Source organism: Streptomyces sp. NPDC008092 (assembly GCF_042957285.1).
In the GTDB taxonomy this organism is placed as follows: domain Bacteria; phylum Actinomycetota; class Actinomycetes; order Streptomycetales; family Streptomycetaceae; genus Streptomyces.
On record NZ_JBIBHY010000012.1, the window covers coordinates 100,850 to 113,418 of the forward strand.

At 72.9% G+C, this 12,569-nt stretch carries 14 protein-coding genes; 5 read left to right on the top strand and 9 right to left on the bottom strand.

The annotated features are described in order from the left end of the window. Window positions 1-57: 57 nt before the first annotated feature. The 7 genes from ACFZB3_RS34235 to ACFZB3_RS34265 form a co-directional block, all read right to left on the bottom strand. Window positions 58-1,290, bottom strand: coding sequence for a cytochrome P450 (locus ACFZB3_RS34235; RefSeq protein WP_391382397.1), 1,233 nt, complete (start codon window positions 1,288-1,290; stop codon window positions 58-60). Continuing rightward, on the bottom strand, window positions 1,287-2,513 hold the full coding sequence (locus tag ACFZB3_RS34240) for a cytochrome P450 (protein WP_391382399.1): 1,227 nt from the start codon (window positions 2,511-2,513) through the stop codon (window positions 1,287-1,289). Before ACFZB3_RS34240 ends, ACFZB3_RS34235 begins: the two co-directional genes overlap by 4 nt. Beyond that, window positions 2,510-3,133: an ATP/GTP-binding protein gene (locus ACFZB3_RS34245; protein WP_391382401.1), complete on the bottom strand. Its 624-nt coding sequence runs from the start codon at window positions 3,131-3,133 to the stop codon at window positions 2,510-2,512. The genes ACFZB3_RS34240 and ACFZB3_RS34245 overlap by 4 nt, the downstream gene beginning before the upstream one ends. Then, on the bottom strand, window positions 3,105-3,467 hold the full coding sequence (locus ACFZB3_RS34250) for a DUF742 domain-containing protein (protein WP_391382403.1): 363 nt from the start codon (window positions 3,465-3,467) through the stop codon (window positions 3,105-3,107). The genes ACFZB3_RS34245 and ACFZB3_RS34250 overlap by 29 nt, the downstream gene beginning before the upstream one ends. Beyond that, window positions 3,464-3,886 carry a roadblock/LC7 domain-containing protein gene (locus ACFZB3_RS34255; RefSeq protein ID WP_391382405.1) on the bottom strand — a complete coding sequence of 141 codons (423 nt, stop codon included), beginning with the start codon at window positions 3,884-3,886 and terminating at the stop codon, window positions 3,464-3,466. Before ACFZB3_RS34255 ends, ACFZB3_RS34250 begins: the two co-directional genes overlap by 4 nt. Then, window positions 3,883-5,352 carry an ATP-binding protein gene (locus ACFZB3_RS34260; protein WP_391382407.1) on the bottom strand — a complete coding sequence of 490 codons (1,470 nt, stop codon included), beginning with the start codon at window positions 5,350-5,352 and terminating at the stop codon, window positions 3,883-3,885. Before ACFZB3_RS34260 ends, ACFZB3_RS34255 begins: the two co-directional genes overlap by 4 nt. Window positions 5,353-5,581: 229 nt before the next feature. Continuing rightward, window positions 5,582-6,829, bottom strand: coding sequence for a serine hydrolase (locus ACFZB3_RS34265; protein WP_391382409.1), 1,248 nt, complete (start codon window positions 6,827-6,829; stop codon window positions 5,582-5,584). Window positions 6,830-7,050: 221 nt separating this feature from the next. Here ACFZB3_RS34265 and ACFZB3_RS34270 point away from each other — a divergent pair, with 221 nt between their 5' ends. Then, complete coding sequence (locus ACFZB3_RS34270; RefSeq protein ID WP_391382411.1) at window positions 7,051-7,224, top strand: hypothetical protein; 174 nt, start codon at window positions 7,051-7,053, stop codon at window positions 7,222-7,224. A 2-nt stretch (window positions 7,225-7,226) separates the two neighbouring features. Here the strand turns inward: ACFZB3_RS34270 and ACFZB3_RS34275 are convergent, their stop codons facing one another. Beyond that, entirely contained in the window at window positions 7,227-7,697 is a 471-nt protein-coding gene (locus ACFZB3_RS34275) for a hypothetical protein (protein ID WP_391382413.1), read from the bottom strand. Window positions 7,698-8,030: 333 nt separating this feature from the next. On the opposite strand from ACFZB3_RS34275, the gene ACFZB3_RS34280 reads away from it, so the two are divergent. Beyond that, complete coding sequence (locus ACFZB3_RS34280; RefSeq protein ID WP_391382415.1) at window positions 8,031-9,380, top strand: transaminase; 1,350 nt, start codon at window positions 8,031-8,033, stop codon at window positions 9,378-9,380. A gap of 34 nt (window positions 9,381-9,414) precedes the next feature. Continuing rightward, complete coding sequence (locus tag ACFZB3_RS34285) at window positions 9,415-9,855, top strand: AsnC family transcriptional regulator (RefSeq protein ID WP_391382890.1); 441 nt, start codon at window positions 9,415-9,417, stop codon at window positions 9,853-9,855. Window positions 9,856-9,880: 25 nt separating this feature from the next. Here the strand turns inward: ACFZB3_RS34285 and ACFZB3_RS34290 are convergent, their stop codons facing one another. Then, window positions 9,881-10,978 (bottom strand): SpoIIE family protein phosphatase, encoded by a 1,098-nt coding sequence (locus ACFZB3_RS34290; protein WP_391382417.1) that lies wholly within the window; start codon window positions 10,976-10,978, stop codon window positions 9,881-9,883. 269 nt (window positions 10,979-11,247) lie between these two features. Here ACFZB3_RS34290 and ACFZB3_RS34295 point away from each other — a divergent pair, with 269 nt between their 5' ends. Together ACFZB3_RS34295 and ACFZB3_RS34300 are read left to right on the top strand one after the other, a co-directional pair. Continuing rightward, window positions 11,248-12,156 (top strand): GNAT family N-acetyltransferase, encoded by a 909-nt coding sequence (locus ACFZB3_RS34295; protein ID WP_391382418.1) that lies wholly within the window; start codon window positions 11,248-11,250, stop codon window positions 12,154-12,156. Window positions 12,157-12,200: 44 nt separating this feature from the next. After that, complete coding sequence (locus ACFZB3_RS34300) at window positions 12,201-12,521, top strand: hypothetical protein (RefSeq protein WP_391382420.1); 321 nt, start codon at window positions 12,201-12,203, stop codon at window positions 12,519-12,521. Window positions 12,522-12,569 lie beyond the last annotated feature (48 nt).

The window sequence follows — 12,569 nt, forward strand, 5'->3', positions numbered from 1 at the left end:
ATTGCGCGGGGGCACGACCGGAACGGGGGACCGGTCGGGGCCCCCGCGACCTCCTCTTCACGCCTCCAGGCGTACCGGGATCTCCTGCCAGCCGAACGCGATGAACGACGGCACCTGCCGCAGCTCGTCCGCCCCGACCGCGAGCCGCAGCCCCGGGAACCGCTCGAACAGCGCGGGCAGCGCGGCCAGCGCCTCCGCCCGGGCCAGCGGCGCGCCGATGCAGCGGTGCACCCCGATCCCGAACGCCAGGTGGTCGTCGCCACCCCGGGCCGCGTCGAACGCGGCCGCGTCCGGCCCGTAGTGCGCCGGGTCGAGGCCGGCCGCCGCGAACGTCGTGATGATCGCGTCGCCGGCCGGAACGGTGACGTCCCCGACCTTCAGGTCGCTCACCGCGAACCGCAGCGGCAGCGAGGCGATCGACGGATGCGCCCGAAGCGTCTCGTCGATCACCGCGTCCCAGCCGACCGCCCCCGCGCGCACCGCCGCCAGCTGCACCGGATCCGTCAGCAGCGCCACGACCGCGTTGCCGATCAGGTTGACCGTGGTCTCGAACCCGGCGCCGATCACCAGCAGCAGCGTGTACAGCAGCTCCTCGTCGCTGAGCCGGTCGCCGTCCTCGTCGCGGACCCGGATCAGCTCCGTGGTCATGTCGTCGCCCGGATGCTCCACCTTGTACGCGATCAGCCCGCCGAGGACCGTGCCGATCCGCTCCTGCACGAACGCGGCGTGCTCGGGTGTCGGGTCGGAGGTGTCCATGATGGCCGCGATCAGCGCGCCGGTGTCGTCCCGCATCCCGTCGGGCACCCCGAACAGTTCGCAGATCATCCGCATGGGCAGCGGCTGTGCCAGCCCGGCCCGCAGGTCCACCACCGAGCCGTCGGCACCGGCGGCCGCCACGCCGTCCAGCAGCTCCGCGGCGATCGCCGCGACCCGCGGCCGCATCGCCTCGGTACGGCGATGCGTGAAGCTCGGCGCCACCAGCTTGCGCAGCCGGGTGTGGTCGGGGCCGTACGCGGAGAGCATGTTCACCACGCCGATCCAGCCCAGGACCCAGCCCCAGGAGGGGTGTTCGCCGATCTCCGGCCAGAGCCGCCAGTGCTTGCGCGGGTCCTTGCTGACCTGGGGATCGAGGATCAGTTCCTTGAGGACGTCGTAGCCGGTGGGTGCCCAGGCGGGTATGCCGCCGGGCAGTTCGACGGGCACGACGGGGCCGAGGGCGCGTAACCGTGCGCTCTCCGCCGGGATGTCGGAGCCGAACGGGTCGAGAGCGATACGGTCGGTGACGGTCACGGCGACTCTCCAGGCTGGTCGGGGGAGCGGGGGCTGAACCGGACGGGCAGCGAGGTCAGCGAGCGGTGGAACGGGCCGGGCCGCCAGCTGAGCTTCTCGCGGGGCAGGACCGGGTCGAGGTCGGGCAGCCACAGGGTGAGCCGTTCGATCGCCTCGGTCGCGATGAGCAGCGCGTGGTGCCGGACCGGACAGGCGTGCGGGCCGGCACCCCAGGACAGGTGCGAGGCGTCCGCCGCGTGCCGGCCGCCGGTGACCTCCCGCTCCGCGAACAGCCCCACGGCACCGAAGGAGACCACCACCGGGATCGCCGGCCTGACCCACGCCCCGTGGAAGGAGACCGGCCGACGGGCGTAGTAGATGCCGTAGTTGGCCAGCGGGGTCTCGTGGTGCAGCACCTCGATCACCGCGTCCATGACCGGGCGGGCGCCGCTGGTCAGCGTGGAGTAGTACAGCGGGTTGCCGAGGATGCGGGAGAGCGCGTTGGAGACGAGGTTCGTGCTCGGCTCGTAGCCGGCCCCCAGGGTGAGGAACACCTGCCAGGTGACCTCCTCCGGCGTCAGCCGGGCGGGATGGTCCAGGAGCATGCTCGGCAGGTCCTCGCCGCGCTCCTCGACCTTGGCGGCGATCAGCCGCAGCACGTACTCGACGAAGTCCGCCTCGCCCGCGGCCGCCTGCGCGCCGCCCTCCATCATCTTCAGCAGGCCCTCGTTGAGCCGGTCGCCCTGGCTGTCCGGCAGCCCGAACAGGTTGTTGAACACCAGGGCCATCAGCGGCCGGGTGAAGTCGGTGACGAGGTCGGCCTCGCCCCTGGGCCCGAACCGGTCGACCAGCAGCCGTACCGCCCGGTGCACCAGCTGGCGCAGGTCGTGCGGCTCGATCAGGTCGAACACGTCGATGAGGGTGGTGCGGTAGCGGATGTGCGCGTCGGCGTCGGAGAACAGGGCGTTGGGCCGCCAGCGCATCATGCCGAGCAGCGGGGAGTCCTCGGGGACGGTCGCCTCCCAGTCCCGCGGGTCGTGCGAGAAGGTCTCGACGTCCCGCAGCACGTCGAGCGCGGCCCGCCGCTCGGTGACCACGTACGCCGGGGTGCCCGGCGCGAGTTCGGCCCAGCCGACCGGGCCCTGGGCGCGCAGGGCCGCGTAGTAGCCGTGCGGGTTGCGGGCGAACCCGTCCTCCCACAGCCGTACCGGACCCGAGACGGTGAAGGACTGCTGCGCGGTCATCGGGCCTCCGCCGGCCGGTCGTCGATCAGATGCTGGACGAGGGCGAGCAGCGCGTCGACCGAGGAGTGCGCGTCCCGGGCGTCACAGGTCACCATCGGGGTGCCCGGCGCCAGGTCCAGCGCGGCGCGCAGCTGGTCGCCCGTGTAGTGGCTCGGCGCGTCCGGAAACGCGTTGAAGGCGACCGCGTACGGCAGCCCCGCCTCCTCCACCAGGCCGAGCACGTCGAAGGAGGCGTCGATGCGGCGGCTGTCGACCAGGACCAGCGCGCCCAGCGCCCCGTAGGAGATGTCCTCCCACAGCGTCCGGAACCGGTCCTGGCCCGGTGTCCCGAACAGGTACAGCACGATCCCGCCGGACAGGCTGATCCGCCCGAAGTCGATGGCGACGGTGGTGGTCTCCTTCTCCCGCACCCCGTCGAGGTCGTCGACGTGGACGGAGGCCTCGGTGAGGTGCTCCTCCGTGTGCAGCGGGCGGATCTCCGACACCGAGTCGATCAGGGTCGTCTTGCCCACCCCGAACGGCCCGGTGACCAGGATCTTCACCAGGTCGCGGGCGCCGTCGGGGAGATGGGTGCCGCCCGCGCGGGGCAGCTCACTGGTGCTTGAGGGCGCGGAGGCCATCGGCCACTCTCTTCAGCAGGTCGGGGTCGAACCGTTCGGCGGGCGGGATGGGCTCGCGGGCCCGGACCAGGCCCAGGTCGACGAGGTCGGCGGCCAGCACCCGCACGGCGGAGAACGGCAGCCGCAGCAGCGCCGCCGCCTCCACCACCGTCAGCGCGCCGCCGGACAGCAGCTCAAGCAGGGCCAGTTCGGCCGCCGGGAGGCCGGCGGGCAGGGGAGCCCCGTCCCGGGTGAGCACCGTCAGCCGTTCCAGGTGCGGACGGCTGGGCCGGGCCACCCCGCCGGTCGACAGGTACGCGGGGACGAGGGGACGGCCGCCACGGCGGCCGGTCATGCCGGCGCGCCGCCGTCGGAGCCTCTGGGCGCCGCCGCCATCGTCTTCTCGCCCAGCCGGGCCACCTGCGAGTGCACCCGGTGCGCCAGCAGATCCAGCCGCACCTCCGGGTCGCCGTAGGCGGCGACACACGTGCCGTGGTCGGTCGGCACGATGAGCACGTAGCCGTGGTCGGACTCGATGACCACCTGCCGTACGTCGGCCCGGTCCCGGTCCGCGAACGCGGCCGCCGCGGCCCGGCAGGCGCCCTGCACGGTACTGGTGATCGCGGCGACCCGCTCGGCACTGGCCCGGGACAGGCCGTCGGTGTAGCCGGTCGCGAGGCCGTCCCGGGTGAGCAGGACGGCGGCCAGTACATGCGGCACCTGCAGGACGGGGTCCAGCACCCATGCCGTCTCGCCCGCATCGCGGCTGATCATCCGGCCGCTCCTCCTTCGTCGTCGGTCCGCTGGGGTTCGGGCGCGCTCGCCCGCTTGGGGGCCCGCGCCGCCGCGGTGCCGTACTGCAGGGCCGCGAGCGCGGCCGCCGCCTCCTCGGGCCGGCGCGCGGCCGGCTGCGGCTGCGGCACGCCGGGGGCGGCGGCCGGGGTACGGCGGCGCCGCTTCGGCAGACCGCCCAGGTCACCCGGCTCCCCGTCGCCGGGGGCGGGGGCACGTTCGTGTTCGGTCCCCGGCCCGGCGGGCGCCGGAGGCTCCGCCGACACGATTCCGGGCACCGGTGTCCCGGGTGCGGGTGTCGTGGCTTCGACCGCCTCGGGTGCGGACGTCTCGTGCGCCGCCGTCGCCCGCACCGGTTCCCTGCGCGCCGGGCGCTCCCGGGTGGACCGTGGGGCGCTGGCCGAGGGGGGCCGTTCGTCCGGGTCGATCCGGCCGAGCAGATGGCTGTCCACCCGCAGCACCGCGCGCACCCCGCCGTACGGCGAGGGCGAGGAGACGTCCACGTTCAGGTCGAACTGGCGGGTGAGCTGGCCGATCGCGGCCAGTCCCATGCGCGGCGGGTCGCCGAGGTCGGTCAGCAGGATCGGGTCGCTGCCTGCCACCAGCCGCTGGGCGCGGGCCCGTTCGTCCTGGGTCATGCCGAGGCCGGCGTCGTCGACGGTCACGCACACCCCGTGGTGGACGTGCTCCAGATTGACCACGACGTCGGTGTCCGGCGCCGAGTGGCGCAGCGCGTTGTCCAGGAGTTCGGCGACGATGATGGCGACCGGCTCGACCGCGTGCGACACCAGGGCGGTGCCCGGCTCCAGGTGGTTGTTGACCAGGACCCGGTGGTAGCCGGAGAGCCGGGCCTGGCCGCCGGTGACGGCGTCCACCACATGGGACTCCTCGCGGGCCAGCCCCACCCAGGCCCCGCACACCACCGCCGCGACCTGCGCCCGCCGCAGCGACTGCTCGTTCTCGTGGTCCAGCGCGAACAGCGTCTGCGTCAGCTCCGGATCGTCGTAGCGCTGCTGGAGCCCGCGCAGGGCGTCCTGCAGGCGGTACAGGGCGGCCTGGATCTCCCGGGTGGCGCCGCGCAGTCCGGCCTGCGCGGCCGCGTCGATCCGGGTGCGCTGTGCGCTCAGTTCCTCGCGCAGCGCGGTGAGCACGTACTCCAGCGCGATCCCCGTGGGGGTCCCGGGTATGTGCTGCCCGGCCGGTCCCGGCACCCTCAGGTGCGGGTGGGCGAGCTGGGCCGCGGCCGCGGGCATCCGGCGGGCGGCGAGATGCTCGACCTCGGTGATGAACGTGCCCTCGGTGCCCTCCAGCCGGGCGCGCAACTCCGTCAACTCGGCCCGCAGCACGGCCTTCTGGCGCCGGGACCTGAGCAGGCTGCCGCCGAGGGCGAGCGCGGAGAGCGTGCCGGCGGCGAGACCACCGGCCACCAGTTCCGGTAATTCGATCATGGAATCGGTTTCCAGGGGAGTAGGGCAGCAGTGGGCAGGGGGGAGCCCGGGGCCCTCCCATGTGGCGCTCGCTGCACAGTACACACCGTCATTGACCGGCCCCGCACGGTGAATCGTTACATCACTGCGAATCCGTTCGATGACTGTTCGCTTCTGTGTCAAGTGTCGGAAATGCCGTACAGGCTGGGTGAGTTGAGGCCCCGCGACCGGGCGCTGCCCGCGCGTGCCCTCAGCGCGTGGCGGAGGCCGGCGCCGGGAGGTCGAAGACGTGGGCCGGGGAGATGATCCGGGTGACCGCCTCGCCGAACAGGGTGCTGGGCTCGATGTCGCCGTGGTAGCCGATGTCGGTGTTGAGGAGCACGACCACGGTCGTCCGCGTCGACGGCAGATAGACGGTCAGGGACTCGTAGCCCGGCAGCGAGCCGTTGTGCCCGATCCACCCCTGGACGTCGAAGATGCCGAGGCCGTACCCGGCGCCCCGGATGCCGGTCGCAGGGGTGGTGAGCCGCTGCTTCTGGAGGGCAGGGCCGACCATGGCCCTGCCGTCGGGGAAGACGCCGGTGGCCACGGTGCGCGCCCAGGTGTGCAGGTCGTCCAGGTTCGAGATCATCGCGCCGGCGGCCCAGCCCCAGGACGGGTTCCAGCCGGCCGTCTCCTCGACCTTCCCGGTCGCCGTCTGGTCGGTGTACCCCTGCGCGTGCGGGGTGGGGAACTCGTTCCCGGTCGGGAAGAGGGTGTGGCGCATGCCCGCGGGTCCCAGGACGTGCTGTTCGAGGTAGTCGCCGAGCCGCTGCCCGCTCACCTTCTCGACGAGCAGGCCGAGCAGGACGAGGTTGGTGTTGGAATACGAGAACTTCGCTCCGGGCCGGAACACCGCCGGGTGCCCGAAGGCGTACGCGAGCAGCTGCCGCGGGGTGAAGGAGCGCTGCGGGTCCGAGGTCAGTGCCTTGAAGAAGCCCGCGTCCTGCGAGTAGTTGAACAGGCCGCTGCGCATCCCGGCCAGGTCCCGCAGGGTGATCCGGTCGCCGCCCGGCACGCCGTCGACGTACCTGCCGATCGGATCGTCCAGGCCGACCCTGCCCTGGTCGGCGAGTTGCAGCACCGCGGTCACGGTGAACGTCTTGGTCTCGCTGCCGATCCGCATGTACAGGTCGGGAGACATCTTCCGCCCGGTCGCCTTGTTCGCGACCCCGAAGGAGCGAACGTAGTCGCTCTGCCCGGGCGTCCAGATGCCGACGGTCACGCCGGGCACGTCCGCCTCGCGCATGACGTGCTGCACGACCGCGTCGAGCTGGCGGGCGACCGCCGGGGTCAGCGCACGGACGTCCGGGCTGCCGGGCGGCGAGGGGACGGGCGACGGCGCCGCGGACACGGCCGATGCGGGGGCGGGCGCCGCGACGACCTGCGGCACGGTGAGCGTCCCCAGCAGGACGGCGACCGCGGCCCCTCGGCGCAGCACGGCGGACGTGTACGGCATGGGCTGACTCCAAGCACGTGAGAGGGAACGTGCGGTGGGGTCGGACGTCGGAACCCTGACTTCACAGGATACGGGCGCGACCGCGACGCCGCCCGCCGGCCGCGGTCCGCCGGAATGCTTGTAGGACGGGCGGGCGGGCCCGATCGGGGGGTGCGCTCACCCGCCCCGGTGAGCGCGTCGGACGGTGCGTACCACCGGCGCGTCCCGGGCGTTGCCCCGGCATGGACGGAACCTCTCGCACTCCCTGGCGCACGGTCCAGGAGCCGCGCGCCCTCGTCTCCCGTGAGCCGATCTACGCCCAGCTCGTCCGGGAGTGGCGGGAGCAGGACCGTACGGTGCCGGCCGAGCCGGGGAGCCGCTGGGCCGCCGTCCTCATCCTGCTGCCCCGCCGCTGACCTCACTGCTCGTCGCACACCGGCCGCAGCACCGCGAGCGTGCCGTTCGCCTCCTGCAGCGCCGACTCCAGGGTGGCCGGCCTGTGCAACGAGCCACTGCCGTCCGGCGGCACCAGCCACTCCAGGAACCGGGTGGGCCGGTACGGCGGCGGCACGGCGACCCACGCCCCCTTGCCCGCGTACCGCAGCCCGGCCCCGATCCAGCCGCCGGACGGGTCGGGCGGCAGGAAGAACCCGACCCGGCGCGACGCGGTGTCCACCAGCGTCGGTCCGGGGACCGGCAGGGACGGCCGCCACAGCAGGTCCAGTGTGAGCAGGCCGAGCCGGTCCGGCACGGTCAGCACATCCCAGAAGCGGCCCGCCTCCAGCAGTGAGACGCCCTCGCCGTGGTCCCACTCCCACTTGCACGCCCGGGGATCCGCCGACGCCGCCGCGAGCCATTCCACACCCTGCATCCACATCCTGTTCGTCATGCACCGCTCCGGGATATCTCGCTCACCTGTTCCGTGCGCAGGGGAACGACCGACACCGGGCACTCGGCGCGTCCGCACGCCAACCCGGCATATGCATGCTGGTAGATATTTCTAACTGGCGGAAGGGGTGGCGAACCATGGCGTTTGAGGGCGAATGTTCGAACACTGCGCAGTGGTACGAGTGTTGTTCAAAAAGCCGCATTTTCGCCGGAAGGTGTGGGCGATCGAATCCGTCGTCATGACGAACGATTCGATCGTGGCATCTTGATGTGAAGGTGATTTCGGTCGTACGCTCCCGTCATTCCGTCGCCTCCGCTCGACCAGGGGTACTCCATGGACCGCACCCGACTGCACGCCCTCTTGGCCCGCGAGAGCGCCGAGGCCGAGCGGCGAAACCCCCGCTCCCGAGCGGCATATGCCGACGCCGGCCATCTCTTCGGCCGGGTTCCGATGACGTGGATGAACAAGACCGCCGGCGCTTTCCCCCGGTACCTGGCGACCGCCCGCGGGGCCCGGGTCACCGACGTCGACGGGCACACGTACATCGACTTCTGCCTCGGCGACACCGGCGCGATGGCCGGCCACTCGCCGGCCGCCGTGACCGAGGCGGTGCACCGCCGGTTCGCCGAGCTGGGCGGGGCCACCGCGATGCTGCCGACGGAGGACGCGGAGTGGGTCGGCGCCGAACTGACCCGCCGCTTCGGGCTGGCCCGCTGGAGCTTCTCGCTCACCGCGACGGACGCCAACCGGTGGGCGATCCGGCTCGCCCGCGCCGTCACCGGGCGCCCGAAGATCCTGGTGAACAGCTACAGCTACCACGGCAGCGTCGACGAGTCCCTCATCGTCGTCGGCCCCGACGGCAAGGGCGCGCCTCGCCCCGGGAACGTCGGCGCACCCTGCGACGTCACCCTGACCAGCCGGGTCGCCGAGTTCAACGACCTGGACCAGCTGGAGCGCGAGCTCGCCCACGGCGACGTGGCCGCCGTCCTCATGGAACCCGCCCTCACCAACATCGGCATCGTGCTGCCCGAACCCGGCTACCTGGACGGCGTGCGGGCCCTCACCCGGCAGTACGGCACGCTGCTCGTCAACGACGAGACGCACACCTTCTCCGCCGGGCCCGGCGGCTGCACCGCCGCCTGGAACCTGGAACCCGACCTGCTGACCATCGGCAAGGCCATCGGCGGCGGCATCCCGGCCGGCGCCTACGGCCTCTCCGCCGACCTCGCCGAGCGGCTCCTCGCCCGAGCCGACCTGGACCTGGTGGACATGGGCGGCGTCGGCGGCACCCTCGCCGGCAACGCGCTCTCGGTGGCGGCGACCCGGGCCACCCTGGAGCACGTGCTCACCGACGAGGCGTTCGACCACATGGACCGGCTCTCCGCACGCTTCGAGACCGGCGTGCGGTCCGCCGTCGAGGCGCACGGACTGCCCTGGTCGGTCAGCCGCCTCGGCGCCCGCACCGAGTACCGCTTCGCCACCCCGGCCCCGCGCACCGGCACCGCCTCCGAGGCCGCCGCCGACCCGGACCTCGAGGACTTCCTGCACCTCTACCTCGCCAACCGGGGCATCCTCCTCACCCCGTTCCACAACATGGCCCTGATGTGCCCCGACACCACCGAACAGGACGTCGACACCCACACCGCGGTGTTCGGCGCCGCCCTGCTCGAACTGGCCGGCTGAGACGACAAAGGGGAGGGCAGGGGACATGGCGCACATGGACGACATCGACCGGGCGATCCTGCGCGAGCTCCAGGCCGACGGCCGTATCGCCTACGCCGACCTGGGCCCGAAGGTCGGCCTCTCCGCCTCCGCGGCCCGGCAGCGGCTGCAGCGCCTGCTGGACTCGCGGGCCGTGCAGGTCGTCGGCGTCACCGACCCGATGGCCATGGGCGGCCAGGCGATGGCCCTGCTCGGCATCGGCGTGGACGGCGACCCCCGTACCGTGGCCGACGCGCTCGCCGGGCACCCGGAGGTGGTGTACTCCGTCTTCACCTCGGGCGGCTTCGACCTGTTCGCCGAGGTGGTCACGCCCGGACCCGGGGACCTGCTCGACTTCGTCAACGACGTGGTCCGGCCGATCGAGGGCGTACGCGAGGTCCGGCCCTTCCCGTACTTCGGCATCCACACCCACCGGTTCCTGTGGGAGGTGGGCTGACCGCCCGGCCGGCGCCGCCCCCGGCTCAGCCGATGGCCGGGGTCAGGACCAGCATGGTGGCGTCGTCCCGCACCTCGTAACGGCCGGCGAGGTCCGCCCACACCAGATCGGTGAGTGCGCCCGCGTCCACGCCCGCGAACCCGGCGAGCCGCTCCGGGAGCGGATAGAAGCCACCGGTCCCGTCACGGGCCTCCCAGACGCCGTCCGAGGCGAGGAACAGCCGGTCGCAGGGCCCCAGCTCCACCGTGACCTCCTTCGCCGGGTCCACTCCCACCAGCCCCAGCCCCAGCGGGGCCCCGGGTACGACGGCCACTTCCTGGGCCTGCCCGTCCCGCAGCAGTACGGGAGCCGGATGACCGCAGGCCACGATCCGCACCGACCGCAGATCGGCGGAGAACTCCAGCAGCAGGGCGGTGGCGAACAGCTCCGTGTGCGGGACGTCGGCCGAGTCCACCGTCAGTCTGCGGTCCATCCGCGTCGCCACCGACTCCAGGTCCGGCAGGTCGAGCACCGCCTCCCGGAACGCGCCGAGCAGCGACACCACCGTGGCGACGGCGGCCAGCCCGTGCCCCCGTACGTCCCCCATCACCGCCCGGACCCCGTACGGGCCGTCGCGCACGTCGAAGAAGTCCCCGCCGACCAGCGTGCCGTGCTGCGCGGCCCGGTACAGCCCCACGCACCCCACCGCGCCGACCCGCTCCGGCAGCGGGGGCAGCACGGCCCGCTGCACCGCCTCGCCCACCGCCCGTTCGGTGAGCAGCTGGGCGTCCCGGTGACTGCGCACGTAGGAGACGAACACGCTCAGTAGCGCGACGAAGGTGACCGTGAGGAGGTCGGTGTCGCCGGGATGGTTCAGATGGGTGGCGGGCACGTTGAGCAGGAGCACCACCAGGCAGCTGAGGACGGCGGTCGCCAGCGGTCCGTAGGAGAGGACGGCCAGGGGCGGGATGGCGCCGAGGAGGAAGCCGAAGTCGTGTCCGTCGGGGCTGATCAGCGTCGCCACCGTCACGACCCCGAGCAGGACGACGGGCAGCACCCGGACCCAGCGTGGCGGCGGCGCACCCTGCAACCAGCCACGACCGTCCCGGTAGCCACGCGACGACCAGCCGCGCACCGAAGTCACATCCCTAAGCTACGCCCGTGCCCGGGCACCGCACCCGTCTCGATCTTGAAAAGCCGCGCGGAGCACCCGTGCGGGGAGACCGCGCGGGGAAAACCCGTGGACGTGTCCGGGCCGGGGCCCTAGCGTTTGAGCGCACGCCCGAGACCGGACGGAAGGAGGCGAGTGCGATGTACATCACACCCATCCCGCGCTCCCTCCCCGTTTCCCGGGCGTGACAGGTCAGAGCTGACCCGGGAGCGCTCCCCGTAGCACGCATCCCGGAGGAATCCGTGACCGATCCGGTCATCCGTACGCTCGACGACAGCACCGGCCATGTCTTCGACACCCTGCCCGACCCGCTGCGCATGCGGGAGAGGCACCAGACGCCGGGGTTCCGCCCCGGCTGGAAGCGCGTCGCCCTGCGCGACGGGCGCGTGGTCGCCCGGGCCGCCTGGTGGGCCGCACCCGGGGCCACCGAGCCGATCCTGATCAACTGGTTCGACGTGGCCGAAGGTGAGGAGGAGGCCGGCGCCGAACTGCTGCGGAGCGCGCCCTGGCAGGTCGCGGAACTGGAGCTCGACCTGCCCACGGGCTGGCGCGACGTCGCCGCCCAGCGCACCGCCGCCGAGACCAGCTTCACCGCCGCCCGCAAGGCGGGCTTCCAACTCCTGGTGGAGCGCTACAACTACCGCTGGACGCCCGAGTGCGGCCTGCCCGAACGGCCCGGACGGCTCGCCTTCACCGCCGAACCCGACGACCGGGTGTTCTTCGACGCCCTGCGCCGCATCCACTCCGTCACCCTGGACGCCCACGCCCGCCGCGCCGTCGCGCAGGGCGGGGTGGACCAGGCGGCCCAGGAGGAGATGGACTTCTTCCACTGGATGCCCTCGCCCCGCGAGTGGTGGCAGATCGCCCGCACCCCCGACGGCGAACCGGTCGGCATCCACATCCCCGGGCACAACCCGGCAGGGCCCTGCATCGGGTTCATCGGAGTCCTGCCCGAGCAGCGCGGCCACGGCTATGCCTACGACCTGCTCGTGGAGTGCACGCACTTCCTCGCCGGCCACGGCGCCGATTTCATCGCCGCCGCGACCGACCAGGGCAACACCCCGATGGCCGCGCACTTCGCCCGGGCCGGGTACCCCGTCGTCCGGGAGCGGGTGAACTTCTGGGCGCCTGCCGCTGTCAGTGCCGGGTGACATGCTGACGGCAGGGTGACCGACAGCTGACGGGAGGAGCCGGCGTGGGGTTCGAGGGCGAGGTCTGGCAGGTGCGGGGCGGGCGGGAGCCGGTCGGCGAGATCGGTATCGACGAGGCCGACTTCCCGTGGCTGCACGGCACCTTCACCCCAGGTCCCGCCTTCGCCGCCGTCCGGGACCTGTTCGCCCGGGAGCTGGTGCTGGCCGAGGAGGAGGACTGGGAGGCCTGGGAGGAGGTCCAGGACGAGATCCGCCGCCAGGTCTCCCTGGTCTCGCCGGACGGCCCGGTCCCCGAGTTCCTGCTGCACATCGAGGGGGACCGGGCCTGGTTCAGATGGAGCGACGAGCCGTTCGACGAGAAGTAGCCGAACAGCCGCCCGCTGGGGGAGGAACTGCGCGACCAGCCACGACGG